Here is a 21,183-nt window from a genome sequence, read left to right as displayed (position 1 = left end):
GCCTCGCTCGCTGCTTCCCGCCCCTCCTCCGTTCGTGCGAGGTCCTATGTCGGTCATGGTAGGTCCCACGCTGACCGTGCTAGGTTTCATGTTGATCGTGCGAGGTTTTTCGGCCGATTCTGTCTCGCGTGCTGACTCTAGTCCGCACGCGAGACGTTTTGGGCAAGAAAACCTTGCACGAACGGAGGAGGGGCGTGAGCGGAGGGAGAGAGGGGAGGGCAGCTAGCCCCGCCTCCCCTGGCGCTTCGTGGCACGGTGCTGCCATATGTGTCGGATGCCGCGGATCGTGAGGTCGGGGTCGATGGCGTCAAAGAGGTCCGTCGCCTTGGCGATCTCCTCGGCAAGCCCGCCCGTGCCCACCACACGGCACGCCCCCAGGGTGGGATCCTCGTCGCGCAGCTCGTGCCGGATGCGCGCCACCAGGCCTTCCACCTGGGCGGCGGCACCGATGACGATCCCCGACTGCACCGCCTCCTCGGTCGTGGTGCCAAGCGCATGCTCGGGCGCCACGAGGCTCACGCTCGACAGCCTTGCCGCGCGCGAGAAGAGCGCCCCCGCCGAGAGCATGAGTCCCGGCATGATGGCGCCACCACGAAAGCGGCCCCTCCCATCGACCACGTCGATGTTGGTAGCCGTGCCAAAGTCCACCACGATGACGGGGGAGCCATACGTCGCGCGTGCCGCCACGGCATTGGCGATGCGATCCGCCCCCACCTGGCGCGGGTCGGGCATGGCGATCGCGATGCCGCAATCGCGCGTCGCATCCACCACCAGCACGTCCCCCTTGTTGAGGATGCGCGTCATCATGTCCGTCCACTCGCGCGTGAGCAGGGGCACCACGCTGGCGATGGCCACGTCGGTGACGTCGCCCAGGTCGAGCCCCAGCATCAGAAAGTAGCCAAAGAGGCGCTCGTGCAGCTCGTCGGCCGTGTCCGTCTTCCTCGAGGCCATGCGCCACTGGCGACGGCACGCGCCATCCGCAGTGAACAGTCCCAGCGTCGTCTGCGTGTTGCCAACGTCCACGGAAAGAAGCACGGCGTCCTCCCCTCTCTGGTAGGCACTGCCTGCCATCAGATGCATCCATTCTCCATATTATGGGTCCAGAGGACCAGGCGCGTGGCTGGCATTCTGCTACACTGCTGCAGTTCGTCGTCTCGGGAGGCCGAGACATTCCTCGCCTGGTCGGAAACCAGGCCCAATGAAGGAGCCCTGAACCATGAAGCAAGGAATACATCCCGAGTACGTTGAGTGCACCGTGCGGTGCACCTGCGGAAACACCTGGAAGACCCGCTCCACCAAGAGCGAGATGACCGTCGACCTGTGCGACAAGTGCCACCCCTTCTATACCGGCCAGCAGAAGCTCGTTGACACCGGCGGCCGCGTCCAGCGCTTCTCCGACAAGTTTGGCGGTGCCGCCGCTGCCCAGCTCAAGAGGGCCGAGGAGGCCAAGGCCGCCAAGGCCGCCAGGGCGGCCGAGGAGGCCGCCGCCAAGAAGGCCGCCAAGGAGGCAAAGGCCGCCGAGAAGGCCCGGCGTGCCGCCGAGTACGCCAAGAGGTCCGAGGCCAAGGCGGTCAAGCAGGCCGAGCAGGCTGCCGCCGAGGCCCAAGCTGCCGCCGAGACCGTCGAGACCGCTGCCGACACGGAGGCTCCCGCGGCCGAGTAGCGCGCACGAGAGGTACGGCATGCCAGGCTGTATGTGGAGGCCGGCCCCTGGTGGGTCGGCCTCCTTCGTTCCTTATGTCGTCGGTGTGGCGATGGGGCGGCGTCCTCGTTGACGCCTTCTCATGTCGAGGGGACGGCCCCAGACCCCTCCCGACCTGTGTCGGGCACGCCCTCCTGCCTATTCCCGCGCGAACAAGGTGGCGACAAGGATGCCCGCCCACAGTATGGGGCGATGGCTCACCGAGAGGCGAGTGCCTTGCGCCCAAGCCTACCCCAGGTCCTCGCCGTTGCTGGCGATGAGCCTCTGGTAGTAGTAGAAGCTGTCCTTGCGCGACCGCTTGAGGGTGCCCGTGCCGTCGTCGTGCTTGTCCACGTAGATGAACCCGTAGCGCTTTCGCATCTCACCGGTGCCGTTGGAGACGAGGTCGATCGGCCCCCACCAGGTGTAGCCCCGCAGGTCCACCCCGTCCTTCACGGCCTCGCGCATCTGGCGCACGTGCTCGCGCAGGTAGTCGATGCGATAGCCGTCGTGGATGGAGCCGTCGTCCTCCACCTTGTCAAAGGCCCCAAGGCCGTTCTCGACCACCATGAGGGGAATCTGGTAGCGGTCCCAGATCTCGTTGAGCGCAAAGCGCAGGCCTTGGGGGTCTATGGTCCAACCCCACTCGGAGGTTGGCAGGTAGGGGTTGCGCCCGCCGCCCATCACGTTGCCCGACGCCTCCATGAGGTCCTCGTGCGTGCCCACGAGGTTGGTCATGTAGTAGGAGAAGCTGAAGAAGTCGACCTTCCCCTCCCGCAGGACCTTCTCGTCCTCGGGCTCCATCGCAATGCTGATGCCGTTCTCGTCCCAGAAGCGGCGCGCATAGGAAGGGTAGGTGCCGCGCACCTGGACGTCAGAGGTGTACCAGCAGTGCTGGTGCATGTTCGCCTGGTTTGCGAGCTGGTCCGCGGGGTCGCAGGTCGCGGGATGGGTCTGCAGGAACACCGTCATGCAGCCCATCTTGAACTGCGGGTAGTGGTCGTGCGCATACTTCACCACCTTCGCGGACGCCACGAACTGGTGGTGCAGCGCCTGGTAGCGCAGCTGGGGCGACACCTTGAGCTCGTGGCGTCCCCCCTCGTAGCCGCGAACAATGGACGTCCCAAACATGGCGCCGAAGTCGAGGGTGGAGCAGTTGATCTCGTTGAAGGTCAGCCACAGGCGCACCTTGTCCCTGTAGCGCTCGAAGGCCGTGTGGCAGAACTTCTCGTAGCAGGCCACGAGCTCGCGCGAGGCCCACCCGTTGTAACGCTCCACCAGGGCGTAGGGCGTCTCGTAGTGCGTGAGGGTCACGAGGGGCTGTATGCCGTGGGCCAGGCAGCAGTCGAACACCCGGTCGTAGAACGCCAACCCCGCCTCGTTGGGCTCGTCCTCGAGCCCCGTTGGGTAGATGCGCGTCCAGTTGATCGAGGTGCGGAAGCACGTGAAGTCCATCTCCGCAAAGAGGGCGATGTCCTCCTCGTAGTGGTGGTAGAAGTCGATGGCCTCGTGTGACGGGTAGAGGCCCTTGGGGTCTATCTTGACGGAGATGCTCTTCTCGGCGTGCGTCCCCCGCTCGGGGTCGTACGTGCCCGTCATGCAATGGTCTGGGACGGAGTCGCCCTTGCCGTCCACGTCCCACGCACCCTCGAACTGGTTGGCGGCGCAGGCGCCGCCCCAAAGGAAGTCATCGCGAAAAACCGAAGCCATACCATCCTCCATCTCTTACGTCGTGGCAACCAGGTCAGATGACCCCGGCGGGGTCAGGAGGCCCCAGAGGGCCCACATGCGTCACATCACCCCTCCTCCCTCCCGCGCGGGGTTCCCGGGAAGGCGCGCGAGGCGTCCCCGCCCCGAGCGTGCGCCCACCAAAGGGGCAGATCACAGGACCAGCATCGCCAGCTCCAGCATGAGCGGCATAGACACCATGGAGAGCAGCGTTGAGACCGAGATGAGCCCCGTCCCGTACTCGTAGTTCGCCCCATACTTCTGGCTGAGCATGGCGCACATCCCCGCGACCGGCGTGGCAAAGGTGATGAGGATCACCATCTTGATGTCACGGGGCACAAGGCCCGCCGGAAGCAGGCAGAGGAGCAGGATGGTCGCCAGGGGAGAAGCGACAAGGCGCAGGAGACTCGCCTTGTAGATGCGGAGGTCTCGCACGATCAAGGAGAGGCGGGTCTGGGCAAGGTAGCAGCCCAGCACCAGCATGGCCGCCCCGGTGTTGAGCGCGCCGAGTGCCGCGCACGCGTCCGACAGCGCGTCGGGGAGGTCAACCTGGAGGACGTAAAGCGCAAAGCCCACGAAGAGGGTTATCACGGCGGGGTTGGTGACGACCTTCGTGAGGGAGACCTGCTCCAAGGAGCCCGTGATGAGGTGGACGCCGTATGTCCAGACGAAGAACGTCGTCGTGGCGATGCAGACGGTGACATAGAACACATACTCCTCGCCGAGCACGCTCTGCACGAGGGGGATCCCCACGAACCCCGTGTTGGAGAAGATGACCGCGAACTGCGAGACCTTCTCGCCGTTGCCGTAGACCAGGCGGGCCATGGCAACGGCGATCGCAAAAACCGCCGTGGTGAGCACCACGCAGACGCCGGCCTCCCTGAGCTGCTCCACGCTGAACGGCTGCAGGAACGACGTGACCATGACGGCGGGGCTCGCGACGTACATGACGACGTTCGAGAGGTCCTCCACCCCCCGGTCGCTCACCATGTGCGTCCGATGGCACGCGTAGCCCACCGCCATCATGAGGAATATGGCCAGGACCTGGGTCACGAGGATGCTGATGGAGTCACTCACGGCAGGTCACGCCGAGTCCAGGTCTTCGCCGTTGGAGGCAATGACGCGCTGGTACCAGAAGAAGCTCTTCTTGCGGCTCCTGGCATAGCTGCCGTTGCCCTCGTCGTCCAGGTCCACGTAGACAAAGCCATAGCGCTTGCTCATCTGGCAGGTGGACAAGGACACCAGGTCGATGCAGCCCCAGGGCGTGTAGCCCATCACGGTGACGCCGTCGTCAATGGCGTCGCGGATGGCCTCGACGTGTCGGCGCAGGTAGTCGATCCGGTAGTCGTCCTCGATGCGGCCGGTCTGGGGGTCTGCCTCGTCCTCTGCCCCCAGGCCGTTCTCGACCACGAACAGGGGCTTGTGGTAGCGGTCCCACATGTCTATGAGCGCATAGCGCAGCCCGTCCGCATCGACCTGCCATCCCCAGTCGCTGGTTGCAAGGTAGGGGTTCCTGACGCCGGTGGCAAGGTTGCCCCCCACCTTCTCGCGCCGGGCCGCGTCGATGGAGTCGACCATGGAGTTGTAGTACGAGAAGGACACGAAGTCGACCGGGTACTGCGCGAGGATTGCCTCGTCGTCGAGGCCCATGTCCACGTGGATGCCATGGCGCTCCCAGTACCTCCTCTGCCAGCTGGGGTAGGCGCCCAGCGCCTGCACGTCGGTGTACATGTAGTTCTCGCGATTGTCCCTCTGCGCCAGGAGCTGGTTTTTGGGGTTGCAGTCGAGGGGGTAGGTGAGCGTGCGCGTGAGCATGCAGCCCATCTGCGCACCGGGGACCATCTGGTGGAGCATCTTGGTGGCGAGCGCCGAGGCGACCATCTGGTTGTGGACGCACTGGTAGATGACCTCCTCCCTCTGATCCTCGGGGAAGCGGTCCTCACAGACGCCAACCGTGGTCCAGGGGTGCCTGAAGGCCGAGTCGACCTCGTTGAAGGTGAGCCAGTACTTGACGAGAGGCCCGTAGCGCCTGAAGCACGCCTCGCAGAACCGCAGGAACAGCGCTATGACCCTGCGGTCGTACCAGCCCCCGTAGTGGTTGGCCAGATAGAGCGGCTGCTCGTAGTGGTGCAGGGTCACCAGCGGCTCGATGCCCCTCTCGCGCAGGTACGAGAGGACGTCCTCGTAGAACGCGAGCCCGCCCTCCAAGGGCCCCTCCTCGGTGCCCGTGGGGAAGAGCCGCGTCCACTGGATGGAGATGCGCAGCGTCTTGAAGCCCATCTCGGCGCAGAGGTCGATGTCCTGCTTGTAGTGGTGGTAGCCATCCACGCCGTGACGGCGCGGGTAGCGACGGGTGTCAGTTGAGGCCATAGCCTCCCTTACCTGCGCGGACGTGATGCCGTGCAGGGCCTTGTAGTCGCGCTTGTCCACATTGGGCTTGTACGTTGCGCAGTCTGCCACAGAGAGCCCCTTGCCGCCCACGTCCCAGGCCCCCTCGTACTGGTTGGCGGCGATCGCCCCGCCCCAGAGGAACCCCTGGGGGAAGCCGCCTGCCGTGCATGCGTCCATTCTCAACCTCCATTGTAGGAGGGGCCGACGCACCCCTTGGGGCGTGCCGGCCCCGCTGCCAGACAACGAGCCAGATGAGGCAGCCGCTCGCCAGCGGCGCACCGGGACCTATGCGGCCGCCTCCACCTTGGCCTCTTCCCTGGCCTGCTTGTTGGCGATGAGCACGAAGGGCATCCACACCAGGGTGCAGACCGCGAACGTGATGAGCTGTATCACGACGCCCTGCCAGCCAAAGCTCAGGAAGGCGTTGAGGATGACGGGCACGCCAAATGGCACATCGAACGTGTTGCAGGGCAAGAAGCCAATGTTGATGGCGACCATGGCGATGGCGGCCGAGATGGACGAGTTGAAGATGAACGGGATGGCGAAGGTCGGGTTCAGGACCAGGGGATAGCCAAACACGACAGGCTCGGAGATGCCCATGATGCCGGGGACGAGGGCGAGCTTCGCGACGCCGCGATGGTCCTCGCGCCTGGAGAACAGAAGCGTCGCGAAGAGCAGGCAGAGGGTCATGCCAGCCCCGCCCGGCACGATAAAGCACATCCAGAACCCCTGGGTGAAGATGCGGTCGGGAGCGGCGCCTACCGCAAGGGCCGCTGTGTTGGCGGCAATGGCCGTCGCCCAGATGGCGTTGCGCACGGGGGACACGACGAGGCCGCCGTGGATGCCGAGGAACCAGAACACCTGGGAGAGCGCCACGGCCACGAGGATGCCCGGCATGGTCTGGAAGAGCCCCTCCATGGGCGCCTGGAGGATCAGGTAGATGAGCTCGTTGATGTACTGCCCGGTCACAAGCTTCACTAACTGGCCAAATATGCAGGTAACCAGGAGCGTGAGGGCAACGGGGATCATGACGTTGAAGGACTTCGTGATACCGGCTGGAACCGTGGGCGGCATCTTGATCTTGATGGCGTCGATGGTGCAGAGCCAGTCGAAGAGCTCTGCCACGAGGACCGCCGTGAGCATGCCCACGAACAGGCCCTGGGCGCCAAAGATGGTGTTGCCCATCGCCGCGAGGCCCGTGGCGGACGTGGTGCCGTCGACTAGCGTCTGCCCCTCCGCGAGGAGCTTGGAGAGGTCGGCCGTGAAGGTGGTGGGGACCATGGATATGTACGCGGCGATGCAGGCAATGCCCGTGACGACGGGATCGGCGCCGTTGTGCTTGCCGATGTTGTGCGCGATGAGGTACAGGATGGGGATGGTCATGAATGAGAGGCAGCAGAAGTTGAGGGCCGAGAACGCGGGACCGAGCTGCGCCGCCGCAGGGAGGAACTGCGCCAGGCCCGTGGTCTTGGAAGCGATCAGTGAGTTCAGCAGGGAGCCGAACGAGCCCACGATGACAAAGGGCATGAAGACGGTGAAGGCGTCCTTGATGGAGTTGAGGTACTTGTTCTCGTCAACCCACGCGGCGATGTCGAGGAGCTTGTCCTCGAATCCCTCGCTAAAAGCCATGTCTTACCTCCTAGGTGCTGTTGTGGTGGGAATGTGCCTTACGCCTCTCTAGCCCTGGACGAGCCTGTCGGCCTGCTCGAGGACCTTCGCGCCGTCCACGCGCCCATAGGCGACGGGGTCGATGATATCCACGGGCACCGCGCCGTTGACGATCTTGTCAACCTTCCTCTTGATGTGACGGACCTGGGGTCCCAGGAGCAGGACGTCGAAGTTGCCGAGCTCGGCCTCGATCTGACCCTGCTCGACGGCCCAGATGGTGTCGTCGCGCCCCACAGCCTTCGACGCCTCCTGCATCTTTGCCACCAGCATCGACGTTGACATTCCGGCCGCGCATGCAAGCATGATTCTCATGGTGCTCTCCTTCTCTCTTGGTGGCGCTGCCACCATGCCTCAGGCGGTCTCCCGCCCCACTACCGCTTTGTCCGTGCGTGCCGGCAGAAGAGTGCGGCGGCACGCAGAAACGCCCTGTCAGCCCTTCTGCTCGTCGGCGGCGATGCGCCGGTAGAGGGCCATGAAGCGCTCCGCGAGGTCGATGCACATGATCGCCATCGTCAGGTGGTCCTCCGCGTGGAGCAGGATCAGGTGCACGTCGACCGGCCTCCCCGAGGCCTCCTGCTGAATCATGGAGAACTGGATGTCGTGCGCCTTCCTCATCTCGCCGCGCGCCTCGGCAAGGCTCTGCTCGGCACCGGCGAAGTCGCCGTCCGCCGCCAGGTCGATGGCCTCCAGCGCGCACGACTTGCCGGTGCCGGCATGGGTGATGATCTTCATCGCCAGCTCATACTTCTCCTCGTCCACCTCTAGCTCCTCTCAAGGTCGTGACAATGCTCGTCCAGCATCGAGGCCAGCGTCTCGTAGTCCTGCCGCTCGACAAGGCGCGCCACGTCCCGCTCGCTCATGAGAAGTGCGGCCATGACGTGATAGAACTCCTGGAGGTCCCCGTGCCCCTTTGCGATGGACACCAAGAACACGGCGCGCACCGGCTTCCCCAGCCAGTCGATCTCCCTCTTGGCGATGCCCACACACACCACCGTCCTGCTCCCCATGGTCTCCAGCGGGTGGGGCATGGCGACGTAGTTGCCAAAGGCGGTGGTGGCCAGCTCCTCGCGCCGCCACACGGACGCGGTAAGCTCCTCGCCCAGTCCCTCCCGCTCGGCGACCCTCTTGCTGAGGAGGTCAATGGCCTCCTCGCGGCTCGATAGGTCAAGGTGCGGAAGAAAGAGCTCGGGAGGAAAGTAGCCTCTGACGCCCTCCGTGGCGTTGCGGCTGAGGAGGACCTTGATGTTGTCAAGATCGGCGTCCTCAAGGAAGTTGCCCACCTCGAGGATCGGTACCCTCAGGCGCTCACGGATGGGCACCGTCGTGATGACGTAGTCGATGTCGCTGAGGTCGCGGGACCCAACGAGGGAGACGTCGCAGGTCTCCACCCGGTTGACCTGGTTGCCAAACCTCTCTCGGAAGCGCAGCTCCAAAAGGCGCGCGCTGCCCTCCCCCGACGCGCAGACCATGAGCACGTTCTTGCGCTCCACCTGGGTGCGGCTCCGCTCGAGGGCGAGCGCAAATGACAGTGCGATGTAGCCGACCTCGTCCTCGCTGAGCTCGGAGCCCCACCTTTGCGTGAGGAGCGGGGCGCAGTCGAGCGCCATGTGGTAGGCGAGGGGGTAGTGGACCTTTATGTCCGAGAGGATCGGGTTGCTCGCCTGCATGTGGTAGAGCATGCGCACCGAGAGCGGGGCGATGTGCCGGGCAAGGTTCATGCGCAGCTCGAGGTCATCGGACAGGTCGAAGTGAAAGTCCTTCCCCACCAGGTCGGTGATCTGCCCGACCACGTCCCAGACCTCCTCCGGGATCACCAGGCGCCCGTCGTCGGAGCTGGGCTGCGCCTCGATGGTCTCCTTGCCCGCAAGGTGTATGGCGATGTAGGCAACCTCCTCCTCGGGCAGGGAGATGCGGAGGCGCTCCTCGAGCGCGCGGGCCATGCGCTGGGCCGTTGAGAAGTACGTGCTCCTCTTTATGCTCTGCAGCTGGCTCCGCTCCATGGGGACGTAGCAGCCCCCGCGTATGCGCTCGATGGCGATGGCCACGTGTATGAGCAGGTTGCGATAGACAAAGTTCCTGATCTGCACGTCCTCCTCGCGCGCCACCTCGGAGACGCACTCGTCTATCTCGCTGAGCATAGCCGAGCTCTTGGAGCTGTCGGAACCCTCCACCTCGGAGCCCACCACGAGGGAGGCAAGGCACAGGCGCCGCGCCATCTCGGGGCCGACCACGCGGATCCCATGGTGGGAGCGCCGCTCGATCCTGAGGCCAAACTCAGTCAGAGACTTCTCAACCTGCTTCAGGTCGCTGGACACCGTCGTCCGCGAGACGAACAGGCTCTCCGAGAGCTCGTCGAGGGTGATCCAGTCGTTGCGCATGAGAAGGTCGTCCGCGAGGTAGCTCACGCGCTCCTGAGGGGTGGAGGGCAGGCGGTCGGTCGCCCCATGGAGCCGCTGCAGCCGGCCGAAGGCGTCCTCGTCATCGATGACGAGCCTGTAACCCCTCTCCCTGACCGTCTGGATGTGCGCGACGCCGGCAAGCGTGCGGTTGATGCGCCTGACGTAGGTCCTGACGGTTCGCGTCGTGACGCCGAGGCGCGAGGAGAGCGTCTGGGCATCGGCCACGCCCAGATCCCTGATGATAGAGATGCACTTCATGAGCTGATGGTCCATGCCCTCCTCCTCAGCTCGAAGAATATGTGAGGCGGCGCGAGCGTTTCAATCGCACAATCTTCCAGAGGAATTGGAAAGCGCTGTGCCAATTGCTTCCCGGCAGGGGGATGCGACGGGACGGAGGCCCCGGCAGAGGCCGACGAGGCGGAGCGAGGCCCCGGCGAGGGCCGTGACACAGCCCCTCCGCGCGCGTTCCGCCAGCCGATCCGCTCACCCCTGTGGAAGAATGCCGTACGAACGCAGGGGACAAGCGCGCCGCAAGGAGCTAGGGTTAAGGCAGGGACGCAGGCGAGAAGGGCGCGGCGGGCGCCAGGCCGGGCTGCACCGTCCCGGTAGCGATCGTGCCGCGCCGTGTCCGTGCCGACCACGTACTGCGCCCGTGCTGCGCCGGCCTGTCACCACAACGACGAGGAAGGGATGCTCCATGGAGACGATTCGCCTGCCCAAGGGCTTTCTCTGGGGAGGGGCCACCGCCGACTTCCAGTACGAGGGCGGCTACGGGGAGGGCGGCCGCGGGCTTCTCACCCGCGACTTCGAGACCGACGGCAGCGTCAGCAGCCCGCGCAAGATGACGCTTAGGATCCCCGACGGCGGGAGGGCGGCAGTCAACAGCAGCTTCCTCATGTGCGAGCCCTTCCCCGAAGGCGCGGTCCCCTGCATCTACGACGACCAGTACTACCCCAGCCACCAGGCGGTCGACTTCTACCACCACTGGAAGGAGGACATCGCCCTCATGGGCGAGATGGGCTTCAAGGTGTTTCGCTTCTCCATCTGCTGGAGCCGCATCTTCCCCACCGGGGACGAGGCGGAGCCCAACCAAGAGGGACTGGCGTTCTACGAGGGTGTGGTGGACGAGCTCCTTACCCATGGCATGCAGCCGCTCATCACGGTCTGCCACGACGAGTTGCCCGTGCACCTTGCCGAGGAGTACGGCGGCTGGTCGAGCCGCCACGTCATAGACTGCTACCTCAGGCTCTGCCGAGCCCTCTTTGAGCGCATCGGGACCAAGTGCAGGTACTGGCTCACCTTCAACGAGCTCAATGCCGTTGCGGGCTACGCGGCCCTGGGCGTGAGGAAAACCGATGACCAGACGCACTACCAGGCGCTGCACAACATCTTCGTTGCCAGCGCCAAGGCCGTCGTCATGGGCCACAAGATGATGCCCGGCGCGCAGTTTGGCACCATGTACGCGCTCTCTGAGATCTATCCCGAGACCTGTCGTCCGGAGGACGTTCTGCGGCGTATGCAGTGTCGCCATGAGAGCCTGCTCTTTGCGGACGTGATGGCACAGGGCCGCTACCCCTACTACGCGCGGGACATATTCAGGCGCCGTGGGGTCAAGCTCGACATGGATCCCCATGACGAGCAGGTGCTGCTTGACGGCCAGCTGGACTACGTGAGCTTCAGCTACTACCGCTCCGCCACCGTGAACGCCTCCTCTCCCCTGAGGCGCATGGGCGGCGAACCCAACAACCCCTACCTCAAGACCACGGCCTGGGGCTGGCAGATTGACCCGGTCGGCCTGCGCTACGTGATGAACGAGGTGTACGACCGCTACCGGAAGCCAATCTTCATAGTGGAGAACGGCCTCGGCGCGCGCGACGAGGTGGCAGATGACGGCACCATAGACGACCAGTATCGCATCGACTACCTCAGGGACCACCTGCGCGAGATGGCCAAGGCCATCTGCCTGGACGGGGTCGAGTGCCTGGGCTACACCATGTGGGGCTGCATCGACCTGGTGTCACTCTCCACGGGCGAGATGGCCAAGCGCTATGGCTTTGTGTACGTGGACATGGACGACAAGGGCAACGGCACCCTGGCACGCAGCCGCAAGAAGAGCTTCGACTGGATGCGGCGCGTGTGCGAGACGAACGGCGACAGCCTCTGGAGCGACTAGCGCAACTAAGGTCACGGCGGGTATTACAGTTGCCCTAGGCCCCGAGGGCCCGTCCCCCTTACCCCAGCTCCATCCTGTGCCGGGCATATGCCGGGAAGCCCGGCAGGCAGAAGCGCACGATGCCGCGGGCGGGGCTCTCCACCACCCCCGCCTCCTGGAGCCTGCTGCGATAGGTGGAGGCATAGCGGCTCGTGACGCCCATGCGCTGGGCGATGTCGGAAAGGCGGCTCTCCACCTTGTCCTGCAGCATGGCATTGACGAAGCTCACGTCCATGGGCGAGAGCTCACGGTAGCTTGGCGCCAGGACGTGCTCCTCGAAGTCCCTCCGCGCGTTGTCGACCCCTGCCCGGGCGTCGTCGGGGCCGACGCGCTCCTTGTCCTGCGCCGCCTGCCAGCTCCTGAACCCCACGAGTTGCAGCATGTAGGGGAAGCCCTCCGTCGCCGTGGTGCAGGCGTCCAACGCCTCGGCGTCCAGCGACTTGCTGGTGAGCGCCATGGTCCGCCTGAAGGCGTCGGCCACGTCCGCATCCGATACCCTGCCCAGCGTGTGACGCTGGGCCCTCCTCAGGAACGAGACGCTCCTGTTCGAGAGGAGGGCGCCCACGTGGGACGGGAGTCCCGCCATGACCAGCGCGACCTTCCTGTCCTCCCGGACGAGGTGCTGGTACACCGAGGCGAGGGTGATCAGCTCGTCGAGGCTCGCATCGACCTCGTCGACGGTGAGGAGCAGCCCGGTGCCATGCTCTGCCAGCTGGTCGAGCAGGGCGCCCATGCGCGTGCGCCAGTTGCCCCGCCGCTCGGCACCATACTCCCAGCCTGCGCTCAGGGGCCCCACGCCGACGTTGGTGATCCGGACGCCACTGTGAGAGTCCACGAGGTGGGAGGCCTTGCGGAGCGTCTGCTCGAAGAGGTCCTCGAGCAGCCCGGGGATGGCGGAGCTGCTTGCGGCGATCCAGCCGCATGCCTCCGCATCCTCCGCTATGCGCGAGAGGCAGACGGTCTTGCCGGTGCCACGCGGGCCGACGAGGATGCTGGAGAGGTTGGGGTCGCCCGCGCCCTGCACGAGGGCCTCGCGCATCTCGTGGAGCAGCTCGTCTCGGCCGGCCAGGATGGCAGGGGTCGTTCCAAAGGCGGGTGTGAAGGGGTTTCTCTCGGTCATCGTTTGCCTTCTTTGCCTATTTTTGCCTTCTTTGCTTATTTTTGCCCCTTTTGCCCTGTGGGGCAAGAGGTCTGGTGATACGGGAATGTCCATGGGCGGAGCTGGGGCCTGTGGGTGTCCCTTGATGGATGCGGCCTCTGTGACCTGGGCATTCTTAAAGCCGATTCTACCAAATGCCAACCATGGGCCATGAGGCGCCGGTCACGGCATCGGGCTGTGCGGAGATGCTTGGGTGCAGCCCGGGGTGCGGCTCCTGCCACGCCCCATACGAAACCATCCATCCACCGAAGGAATGCAAGTGGATGTTCGTGGCAGGAACCAGGCCCCCACCCCTATGGTGCGGCGCGAGGCATGATGGCGCCTCGCGCCCAGGGGTTCGCCCGTCTTCCACATGCCAGCCGGTATCTCCGTGCGTTTCATCCCCGCGCGCTTGGGGTAGTCTTCCAACGTGAGCATGCCGCCCACCCTCCGCCCCGAAAGGACTTCTGATGCCTGACACACCCCTGAGGGCTGCCCCCGAGGCAGCCCCCGAGCTCCCCGGGACCCTCAGGACGGACATCCTCATCATAGGAGCCGGACCAGCAGGCATCTTCTGCGCGCTTGGCCTCATCGAGCGCGGCGACGCGCGGCATATCACCATGGTCGAGAAGGGGCTTCCCATAGAGCGGCGCAGCTGTCCCAAGGAGCGGACGAGCCAGTGCGTGCACTGCGAGCCCTGCCGCATCACGACGGGCTTCTCGGGTGCGGGTGCCTTCTCCGATGGCAAGCTCTCGCTCTCGCACGAGGTGGGTGGCGACCTGCCCGAGCTCATCGGCGCCGACCGTGTGCAGGGGACCATCAGTCGCGTCGACCAGATGTACCTCTCGTATGGTGCGGACCCACGCGTGGAGGGCGTGGGCAACACGCAGGAGGTGGCCGAGATCCGCCGCCGTGCCATCAAGGCGGGCCTCAAGCTCGTCGACTGCCCCATCCGCCATCTGGGGACGGAGAGGGCCCAGGAGATCTACGCACGCATCGAGCATCGTCTCGAAGAGGCGGGCGTCACCCTGCTCTTTGGGAACGAGTGCTCCGAGGTGCTCGTCGGGGACGGCTGCTGCACGGGCGCCATCATCCATCCCATCAATGCCGCGCCGGGCGAGCGCACCTGTCGCGTCACCGCCGCCGAGACCATCGTGGCCACGGGCCGCCGTGGTGCGGACTGGTTCGATCGGATGTGCCTGGAGCATGGCATCGGGCACCATGCGGGGCCATGCGACATCGGTGTGCGCGTCGAGGTGCGCAACGAGGTCATGGAGGACGTCAACAACGTGCTCTACGAGTCGAAGCTCGTGGGCTATCCCGATCCCTTCCGCAACAAGGTGCGCACGTTCTGCCAGAACCCCGGTGGCTTCGTGAGCCAGGAGAACTACGACGGCGGCCTCGCCGTGGTCAATGGGCACAGCTACAAGGAGCGCAAGAGCGACAACACCAACCTTGCGGTGCTGGTCTCGTTCAACTTCCGTGAACCGTTCCACGAACCGATAGCCTATGCCCAGCATGTGGGCCGCCTGTGCAACATGCTTGGCGCCGGGCACATCCTCGTGCAGCGCTTCGGCGACATCCTGGATGGGAAGCGCACCTGGCCCGCGGAGCTGTGTCGCTCCAACGTGGTGCCCACGCTGCCCGATTCCGAGGCGGGCGACATCACCTCCGCCATGCCGCACCGTGCGATGATCGAGATCGTCGAGTTCATGCGGGCCGTGGACCAGGTGGTGCCGGGCTTTGCCGCCGACGAGACCCTGCTCTATGCGCCGGAGCTCAAGTTCTACAGCAACCGGGTGGGCATGGACGGGCACTTTGACACCAACGTGGCCCACCTGCACTGCCTGGGCGACTCGAGCGGCTGGACGCGCGGGCTCATGATGAGCTCCGTGATGGGGCTGCTCATGGGCGAGGAGCTGGCCGCACGCTGACGTCCCCACGCGCCCTGCAGAATGAATGGAAGCGGCTGTGGGGTGGTATCCTCACTACGCCGAACAAACCGCCACGTCACCACGAGACGCCCCTCCGACAGCCCTGCCGGAGGGACCGTGCCGGGGCATGAGGGAAAGATGCGCCATGGGCGACAAGCTAGAGAAGATCATCGCTGCCTACGAGGAGCTCGAACGGAAGATGATGGACCCGGCCGTGATGTCGGATCCCAAGGAATACACGCGCATCGCCAAGGAGCACTCCAGCCAGGCGGAGCTGGTGGCAAAGGCGCGCGCGTACCTGCAAGCCAAGGAGGACATCGAGGCGGCAAAGGAGATGCTGCACGAGACCTCCGGCGCCGGGGACAAGGAGATGCTGCAGGCCGACATCGCCGAGAACGAGGAGAGGCTGCCCGGCCTCGAGGACGAGATCAAGGTCATGCTCATTCCCGGCGACCCCAACGACGAGAAGAACACCATCGTGGAGATCCGTGCGGGCGTGGGTGGTGACGAGGCGGGCATCTTTGCGGGCGACCTCTTCAAGATGTACGAGGGCCTTGCCCAGTCACGTGGCTGGAAGATCGAGGTGCTCTCGTCCAGCCCCAGCGAGGCGGGCGGCTTCAAGACCATCGAGTTCAAGGTCACGGGCGACAAGGTCTATTCCGTCATGAAGTACGAGAGCGGCGTCCACCGCGTGCAGCGCGTGCCCAAGACCGAGAGCCAGGGGCGCATACAGACCTCGACGGCCACCGTGGCCGTGCTGCCCGAGGCCGAGGACATCGACATCGAGATCAAGGAGGAGGACCTGCGCGTGGATACGTACTGCGCCTCCGGACCGGGCGGGCAGGGCGTCAACACCACGTACTCCGCCGTGCGCATCACACACCTGCCCACGGGCACCGTCGTGCAGTCGCAGGACCAACGCTCGCAGATCCAGAACCGGGCCGTGTGCATGGAGATGCTGCGCGCCCGCCTGTACGAGATGGAGCTCGAGCGGCAGCAGGAGGAGCAGGGCGCCGCGCGTCTCTCGCAGATAGGCCATGGCAACCGCTCCGAGAAGATCCGCACGTACAACCAGCCGCAGGATCGCGTGACCGATCACCGCATCGGCTTCAACAGCACCTATGACGGCGTGCTGCTGGGCGACAGGCTGCCCGAGGTCATCGAGGCCCTCGCCGCCGCCGAGCGTGCCGAGAAGCTCGCACGGATGGCATAGGCGGGGCGGCCTATCGGCTCGTTCCGAGCATCCAGTCGATGATGCTCTCCTGCCGTATGCCGTCGTAGTCTCCCGTGCCCACGCGGTCAAGGGCGAGGACGGTCTTGGGATAGTTGTCCGCAAGCGACCGGAGTGGTCTGAACTCGCGCTCTCGCGTCGCATCGGGAAGCACGGTCTGTGCGACCTGGAAGTACTCGGGCCCGGAGTCGCCCATGGCCACGAAGTCGACCTCGGTGGTTCCCAGCTTGCCGATCGAGACCGTACGGTAGCGTCGCAGGAGCTCGAGGTAGGCGGCGTTCTCGATGCGATGCCCCACGTCCCCTTGCGCCTTCCCGAGCAGCCAGAACCTGAAACCAAGGTCACCGAGGTAGTATTTCTCGAGGGTGGCCAGATGCTCATGTCCCCGCAGGTCATAGCGCGCTGCCTTGAAGAGGAGGTAGTTCTCGACAAGGATGTCCAGGTAGCTACCGACGGTGGTGGCTGTCGCCTTTGCGCCGGCCGATGCGAGTCCCGCGGCAATGCGCTTGCGCGAGGTGATGCTGCCGATGTTGTCTGCCAGAAATGCCGCGGTGTCCCTGAAGGAGCGCATATCCATGCGGGGGTACCTTCGTGCCACGTCTTCGAGGACAATGGTGCTGAATACGCCTCCCAGGTAGTCGAGGATGCTGCGCTCGTCATCCAGCCGTGCGGAGAAGGGCATGCCGCCGTAGGTGAGAAACCGATTGAACTCCACTTCGGGGTTGGAGTCACGGGGCCGTGCGCTCAGGAACTCCGCAAAGGAGAAAGGAAGCAGGTGCAACTCCACATAGCGACCCGTAAGAAGCGTCGCAAGCTCGCCGGAGAGCAGGTATGCGTTCGAGCCTGTGATGTAAAGGTCGATGTCATCGCGAAGCGCGAGTCCGTCGACGGCGCGTTCGAAGTCCCTGACGTGCTGGACCTCGTCCAGGAAGACATAGTTTGTGCCGGGACCAAGGCGCTGCATGAGGTAGCGGTACAGCCCTCGCGCCTCGGCGGGATACTCTTCGTCAAGGCTCTCGAAGTTGATGTCATGGATGTTCGAGTCTGGGACCCCCTGTGAGCGCAGCACGTCCTGGAACAGCTCGAAGACACAGGACTTCCCACTGCGTCGCAGTCCGGTGACGACCTTGATGACCCTCTTGCCCTGCCAGCGCTGCAGCCATTCCATATAATGTGGACGAGCGATGAGCTTCGTTCCCATAGGGACTCCAAACCTACCTTCTAAAATGGTCAATCCATAGTGTATGCTAAAAACAGAGCATTTTAGGATGACAAAATCTTTGGCAGGTGGCGTCCCACATCACAAAGTAAGGTGAGAGGTACTGGACTCGTGCGCGAATGGAGGAGGGCAGGGTGTCCCAGGTTCGACAGGAGACATGGACCGTGAGGCGCATGCTCGAGTGGTGCGTGGGATACCTGGAGGGGCATGGTGACGAGCACCCGCGGCTCTCCGCCGAGTGGCTCGTCTCCGATGCCACGGGCCTCTCCCGCGTGGAGATCTACACCAACTTCGACCGGCCCCTTTCCCAGCAGGAGCTGTCTGCCATGCACGACGCCGTGCTGCGGCGCGGCGCGGGCGAGCCGCTGCAATACGTGACGGGCGAGATGCCCTTCCGCCACATCGTGCTGCGCTGCGAGCGCGGCGTGCTCATCCCGCGTCCCGAGACGGAGGTGCTCGTGGACGCGGCGCTCGAGGGCGTGGATGGCGCGGTGGCTGCCGGCCATGCGGCCCAGGTGCTCGAGGTGGGCGTGGGAACCGGCTGCATCAGCTGCTCTGTGGCATCGGAGCGTCCGGGCACGCACGTGACGGCCACGGACCTCTCGCCTGCAGCCGTGGGCCTGGCGGAGCGCAACCGCGACGCCCTGGGCCTTACGCGCGTCATCGACCTCGTCGAATGCGACCTGGCGTCGGGCGTCAGCCCAGAGCTCATGGGCACCTTTGACGTGCTCGTCTCCAACCCGCCCTACATCCCCAGCGCCGTGGTGGCCACGCTGCCCCATGAGGTCGTGGGCCATGAGCCCGGACTGGCGCTTGATGGCGGAGACGACGGGCTCGATGTGCTCCGTCGCCTGCTCGAGCTCGCCCCACGGACGCTGCGGCCGGGTGGCATGCTCTGCTGCGAGCTCTTCGAGACCACCGTGGAGACGGCGGCCGAGCTCTGTCGGGCCCAGGGTGGCTGGGCGACGGTCGAGGTGCGCGAGGACCTCACGCGACGGCCGCGCGTGCTCGTGGCCGTGCGCGAGGGAAGCCTCGCCGAGGGGGGAGCGCTCGTGAGGCCCGACAGGATCATGGCCGTCGACCAGGGCGCGCCCAACCCCGGCCTCGTGCGTGACGTCGCGCGGCTGCTGGTGGGTGGCGGCGTGGTGGTCATGCCCACGGACTCCGTGTACGGCATAGGCTGCGCGGCCATGCCCCACAACCCCGGCCTGGGACGCGTCTTCGCCATCAAGCGGCGCGACCTCGGCCAGACGCTGCCCTGGCTGGTGGCCGACCCCAGCGACCTCATGCTCTACGGCGCGGACGTGCCCGCAGGGGCCCAGCTGCTGGCACGGGAGCTCTGGCCGGGGGCGCTTACGCTCGTGGTCAGGGCGAGTCCGCTCGTGCCGGCGGAGTACGCGCGTGGGGGGACCATCGCCCTGCGCTGCCCCGACTCGAGCCTCGTGCGCGCCCTTGCGCGCGAGGTGGGGGTTCCCCTGGCCGTCACCAGCGCGAACACACATGGCGAGGCCTCGGCGACGAGTGGCGCCACCGTGGAGGGACGCCTGGTGGAGGAGGCCGACCTCACGCTCGACGGGGGCCCTGCCCCCCTTGCCGTGGCATCGACCATCGTGGACTGCACGGGCGCGGAGCCGCGCATCCTGCGCGAGGGGGCCATCTCCCCGGCACGGATCCGCTCCGTCCTCGCCCAGGCGTAGCCTGAGTCGCCTTCAGATTGAGTCGTATGCAAAATCCTAGGCCTTCCAGGTAGGCAATGGAGATGCCCTATCTCATCTACCTGCGATGATGCCGGCGGCCCTCCTCTGTCTCCCGCCAAGAGTTGCGTACGACTCGAACTGGTGCGGGCCGAATCGGGCCCTGACCGTTCGGGGCCGCCGTGGGGTCCCGCCCTGGCGCTGGCCGTGCCCTGCCCTATACTTGTCACAGGCACCAGAGGTTGACCAGCACCAGGGCAGGGAGAGCGGCATGAGAATCGCCATTGCGTCCGATCACGGTGGCTTCGAGCAGAAGGGGCCCCTCGCCGAGCATATCGAGTCCCTCGGCCACGAGGTCATGGACATGGGGCCCACCACGGACGCCCGCTGCGACTATCCCGACTACGCCGACAAGGTCGCGCGCCATGTGGCCGCTGGCAAGGCCGACCGCGGCGTCCTCATCTGCGGCACGGGCATCGGCATGGCGCTTGCCGCCGACAAGGTGCCCGGCATACGTGCCGCCAACATCCAGACGCCCCAGTTCGCCGAGCTCTTCCGCGAGCACAACGACGGCAACGTGCTGTGCCTGTCGGGCCGCTTCACGTCGCTTGCGACGAACGAGGAGATCGTGGACGTCTTCCTCACCCAGGAATGGGCGGGAGGGCGTCACGCCCAGCGCGTCGAGAAGATCGCGCGCGAGGATGATCCCGGCTTCACGGGGGTGGGCGAGGACTTCGGGCTAAGCTGATACCCGAGCACTGTGGCAAGGGTTTCTGGACGGCCGGTCGGTCTTCCCATATGCGAGGGGCAGAAGGGGCATCAACATGGACTTCGACACGACGCGCTTCACCATCATCGATCACCCGCTCGTGCAGCACAAGCTGCACATCCTGCGCGACAGGGACACGGGTACCAAGCAGTTCCGCGAGCTGGTCACCGAGCTCGCCATCTTCGAGGGCTACGAGGCCATGCGCGACTTCCCGCTCGAGGACGTCCAGGTGGAGACCCCGCTCGAGGTCACCACCTGCAAGCGCATCTCGGGCAAGAAGGTTGCCATCATCCCCATCCTGCGTGCCGGCCTGGGCATGGTTGATGGCCTGCTCTCCCTCGTCCCCTCCGCGCGCGTGGGACACGTGGGCATGTACCGCGATCCCGACACGCACGAGCCACACCAGTACTACTGCAAGTTCCCGCCCGACGTGGAGAGCCGCATCTGCCTCATCGTCGACCCCATGCTGGCGACGGGAGGCTCACTCACCGCGGCCATCAGGTTCCTGCGCGATGCCGGCGTCAAGGACATCCGCGCCCTCACGCTGGTGAGCGCCCCCGAGGGCGTGAAGGCGGTCCTGGACTTCGATTCGGACGTGCACCTGTACACCTGCGCGCTCGACCGTCAGCTCAACGAGAGCGCCTATATCCTGCCCGGCCTCGGTGACGCGGGCGATCGCATCTACGGCACCAAGTAGGGGTGCGCGGCGTGCCGCAACGTGTTGGTTCTGTGTCAATGCGGGATGTCCCTGATGTTCGTCCCGGATGGCCTCTGGCATGAAAAGGAGGGTGTAACTTGGCAGACGTGGTGGCCCTGCTTGCGGGTGCCCTAGTGGGGGGGTTGGGGCTTGCTCCTGTGTGCGTTCTGCTTGCGCAGGCGTGGGAGAAGAGTAAGATGCAGGGCGCGACCGTTGTTGCGGTGGGCGTCATGGCGATAGTGGTATCGTTCGCGGTCATGGTGCTGGCGGTCGTGGTCGTGCATGTGGTTGCAGGCGCCCTTGTGCCTGCGTTCGCATGTGCTATGGTCAGCGTGTTCCTGGCTGGCTTGGGAATACGTTCGGTCAAGGCCTCGCGCGCCATGCACGCTGGTGGCGCGAGCGAAGGGGATGACGGATAGTGG

Annotated in this window: 18 protein-coding genes; 8 read left to right on the top strand and 10 right to left on the bottom strand. The window is 65.5% G+C overall.

The window, feature by feature from the left end:
• Positions 1 to 222: 222 nt before the first annotated feature.
• Positions 223 to 1,035 (bottom strand): type III pantothenate kinase, encoded by an 813-nt coding sequence (locus HMPREF1316_RS04170; RefSeq protein ID WP_040651339.1) that lies wholly within the window; start codon positions 1,033 to 1,035, stop codon positions 223 to 225.
• 181 nt (positions 1,036 to 1,216) lie between these two features.
• Here HMPREF1316_RS04170 and rpmE point away from each other — a divergent pair, with 181 nt between their 5' ends.
• The gene (gene rpmE, locus HMPREF1316_RS04165; protein ID WP_021725671.1) at positions 1,217 to 1,663 is read left to right on the top strand and encodes a 50S ribosomal protein L31; all 447 of its coding nucleotides are present in this window, start codon (positions 1,217 to 1,219) and stop codon (positions 1,661 to 1,663) included.
• Positions 1,664 to 1,930: 267 nt separating this feature from the next.
• On the opposite strand, the gene HMPREF1316_RS04160 is transcribed toward rpmE, so the two are convergent.
• The 7 genes from HMPREF1316_RS04160 to HMPREF1316_RS04130 all read right to left on the bottom strand — a co-directional run bounded on the left by HMPREF1316_RS04160 (position 1,931) and on the right by HMPREF1316_RS04130 (position 10,140).
• On the bottom strand, positions 1,931 to 3,391 hold the full coding sequence (locus HMPREF1316_RS04160) for a glycoside hydrolase family 1 protein (RefSeq protein ID WP_040651303.1): 1,461 nt from the start codon (positions 3,389 to 3,391) through the stop codon (positions 1,931 to 1,933).
• Positions 3,392 to 3,562: 171 nt separating this feature from the next.
• A complete protein-coding gene (locus tag HMPREF1316_RS04155; protein WP_021725639.1) occupies positions 3,563 to 4,486 on the bottom strand; it encodes an AEC family transporter in 924 nt (307 codons plus the stop codon).
• A 6-nt stretch (positions 4,487 to 4,492) separates the two neighbouring features.
• Positions 4,493 to 5,977, bottom strand: a complete 1,485-nt coding sequence (locus tag HMPREF1316_RS04150) for a glycoside hydrolase family 1 protein (protein ID WP_021725651.1) — start codon at positions 5,975 to 5,977, stop codon at positions 4,493 to 4,495.
• Positions 5,978 to 6,085: 108 nt separating this feature from the next.
• Positions 6,086 to 7,429, bottom strand: coding sequence for a PTS sugar transporter subunit IIC (locus HMPREF1316_RS04145; protein ID WP_021725645.1), 1,344 nt, complete (start codon positions 7,427 to 7,429; stop codon positions 6,086 to 6,088).
• Positions 7,430 to 7,477: 48 nt separating this feature from the next.
• Entirely contained in the window at positions 7,478 to 7,780 is a 303-nt protein-coding gene (locus tag HMPREF1316_RS04140) for a PTS sugar transporter subunit IIB (protein ID WP_021725674.1), read from the bottom strand.
• A 117-nt stretch (positions 7,781 to 7,897) separates the two neighbouring features.
• On the bottom strand, positions 7,898 to 8,227 hold the full coding sequence (locus HMPREF1316_RS04135; RefSeq protein WP_021725658.1) for a PTS lactose/cellobiose transporter subunit IIA: 330 nt from the start codon (positions 8,225 to 8,227) through the stop codon (positions 7,898 to 7,900).
• Between the two features lie 2 nt (positions 8,228 to 8,229).
• Positions 8,230 to 10,140: a BglG family transcription antiterminator gene (locus HMPREF1316_RS04130; RefSeq protein ID WP_021725631.1), complete on the bottom strand. Its 1,911-nt coding sequence runs from the start codon at positions 10,138 to 10,140 to the stop codon at positions 8,230 to 8,232.
• Between the two features lie 424 nt (positions 10,141 to 10,564).
• Between HMPREF1316_RS04130 and HMPREF1316_RS04125 the strand changes: the two genes are divergently transcribed.
• Positions 10,565 to 12,040: a glycoside hydrolase family 1 protein gene (locus HMPREF1316_RS04125; protein ID WP_021725689.1), complete on the top strand. Its 1,476-nt coding sequence runs from the start codon at positions 10,565 to 10,567 to the stop codon at positions 12,038 to 12,040.
• Positions 12,041 to 12,098: 58 nt separating this feature from the next.
• Here the strand turns inward: HMPREF1316_RS04125 and HMPREF1316_RS04120 are convergent, their stop codons facing one another.
• Positions 12,099 to 13,199, bottom strand: a complete 1,101-nt coding sequence (locus HMPREF1316_RS04120) for an ATP-binding protein (protein WP_021725632.1) — start codon at positions 13,197 to 13,199, stop codon at positions 12,099 to 12,101.
• 488 nt (positions 13,200 to 13,687) lie between these two features.
• Between HMPREF1316_RS04120 and HMPREF1316_RS04115 the strand changes: the two genes are divergently transcribed.
• On the top strand, positions 13,688 to 15,151 hold the full coding sequence (locus tag HMPREF1316_RS04115) for an NAD(P)/FAD-dependent oxidoreductase (RefSeq protein ID WP_021725668.1): 1,464 nt from the start codon (positions 13,688 to 13,690) through the stop codon (positions 15,149 to 15,151).
• Positions 15,152 to 15,296: 145 nt separating this feature from the next.
• On the top strand, positions 15,297 to 16,364 hold the full coding sequence (prfA, locus tag HMPREF1316_RS04110; protein WP_021725682.1) for a peptide chain release factor 1: 1,068 nt from the start codon (positions 15,297 to 15,299) through the stop codon (positions 16,362 to 16,364).
• A gap of 10 nt (positions 16,365 to 16,374) precedes the next feature.
• Here prfA and HMPREF1316_RS04105 read toward each other — a convergent pair whose 3' ends face one another.
• A complete protein-coding gene (locus tag HMPREF1316_RS04105) occupies positions 16,375 to 17,550 on the bottom strand; it encodes an ATP-binding protein (protein WP_232204426.1) in 1,176 nt (391 codons plus the stop codon).
• Between the two features lie 185 nt (positions 17,551 to 17,735).
• On the opposite strand from HMPREF1316_RS04105, the gene prmC reads away from it, so the two are divergent.
• The 4 genes from prmC to HMPREF1316_RS04085 all read left to right on the top strand — a co-directional run bounded on the left by prmC (position 17,736) and on the right by HMPREF1316_RS04085 (position 21,180).
• Entirely contained in the window at positions 17,736 to 19,298 is a 1,563-nt protein-coding gene (gene prmC, locus HMPREF1316_RS14955) for a peptide chain release factor N(5)-glutamine methyltransferase (RefSeq protein ID WP_021725686.1), read from the top strand.
• Between the two features lie 268 nt (positions 19,299 to 19,566).
• Positions 19,567 to 20,043 (top strand): ribose 5-phosphate isomerase B, encoded by a 477-nt coding sequence (gene rpiB, locus HMPREF1316_RS04095; RefSeq protein WP_021725679.1) that lies wholly within the window; start codon positions 19,567 to 19,569, stop codon positions 20,041 to 20,043.
• A 76-nt stretch (positions 20,044 to 20,119) separates the two neighbouring features.
• Positions 20,120 to 20,761 carry a uracil phosphoribosyltransferase gene (gene upp, locus HMPREF1316_RS04090; protein ID WP_021725665.1) on the top strand — a complete coding sequence of 214 codons (642 nt, stop codon included), beginning with the start codon at positions 20,120 to 20,122 and terminating at the stop codon, positions 20,759 to 20,761.
• A gap of 98 nt (positions 20,762 to 20,859) precedes the next feature.
• Positions 20,860 to 21,180, top strand: a complete 321-nt coding sequence (locus HMPREF1316_RS04085; RefSeq protein ID WP_021725667.1) for a hypothetical protein — start codon at positions 20,860 to 20,862, stop codon at positions 21,178 to 21,180.
• The last annotated feature ends 3 nt before the right edge of the window (positions 21,181 to 21,183 follow it).

The sequence above is a fragment of the Olsenella profusa F0195 genome (assembly GCF_000468755.1).
GTDB classification, from domain to species: Bacteria; Actinomycetota; Coriobacteriia; order Coriobacteriales; family Atopobiaceae; genus Olsenella_F; species Olsenella_F profusa.
Note: the sequence above shows the minus strand (reverse complement) of the source record. Positions and strands in the feature narration are given on the sequence as shown.

Coding starts and splice junctions, on each gene's coding strand:
- rpmE (WP_021725671.1), top strand. CDS start 1,217: ATGAAGCAAGGAATACATCCCGAGTACGTTGAGTGCACCGTGCGGTGC.
- HMPREF1316_RS04160 (WP_040651303.1), bottom strand. CDS start 3,391: ATGGCTTCGGTTTTTCGCGATGACTTCCTTTGGGGCGGCGCCTGCGCC.
- HMPREF1316_RS04150 (WP_021725651.1), bottom strand. CDS start 5,977: ATGGACGCATGCACGGCAGGCGGCTTCCCCCAGGGGTTCCTCTGGGGC.
- HMPREF1316_RS04145 (WP_021725645.1), bottom strand. CDS start 7,429: ATGGCTTTTAGCGAGGGATTCGAGGACAAGCTCCTCGACATCGCCGCG.
- HMPREF1316_RS04140 (WP_021725674.1), bottom strand. CDS start 7,780: ATGAGAATCATGCTTGCATGCGCGGCCGGAATGTCAACGTCGATGCTG.
- HMPREF1316_RS04130 (WP_021725631.1), bottom strand. CDS start 10,140: ATGGACCATCAGCTCATGAAGTGCATCTCTATCATCAGGGATCTGGGC.
- HMPREF1316_RS04125 (WP_021725689.1), top strand. CDS start 10,565: ATGGAGACGATTCGCCTGCCCAAGGGCTTTCTCTGGGGAGGGGCCACC.
- HMPREF1316_RS04120 (WP_021725632.1), bottom strand. CDS start 13,199: ATGACCGAGAGAAACCCCTTCACACCCGCCTTTGGAACGACCCCTGCC.
- HMPREF1316_RS04115 (WP_021725668.1), top strand. CDS start 13,688: ATGCCTGACACACCCCTGAGGGCTGCCCCCGAGGCAGCCCCCGAGCTC.
- prfA (WP_021725682.1), top strand. CDS start 15,297: ATGGGCGACAAGCTAGAGAAGATCATCGCTGCCTACGAGGAGCTCGAA.
- HMPREF1316_RS04105 (WP_232204426.1), bottom strand. CDS start 17,550: ATGGAATGGCTGCAGCGCTGGCAGGGCAAGAGGGTCATCAAGGTCGTC.
- rpiB (WP_021725679.1), top strand. CDS start 19,567: ATGAGAATCGCCATTGCGTCCGATCACGGTGGCTTCGAGCAGAAGGGG.
- upp (WP_021725665.1), top strand. CDS start 20,120: ATGGACTTCGACACGACGCGCTTCACCATCATCGATCACCCGCTCGTG.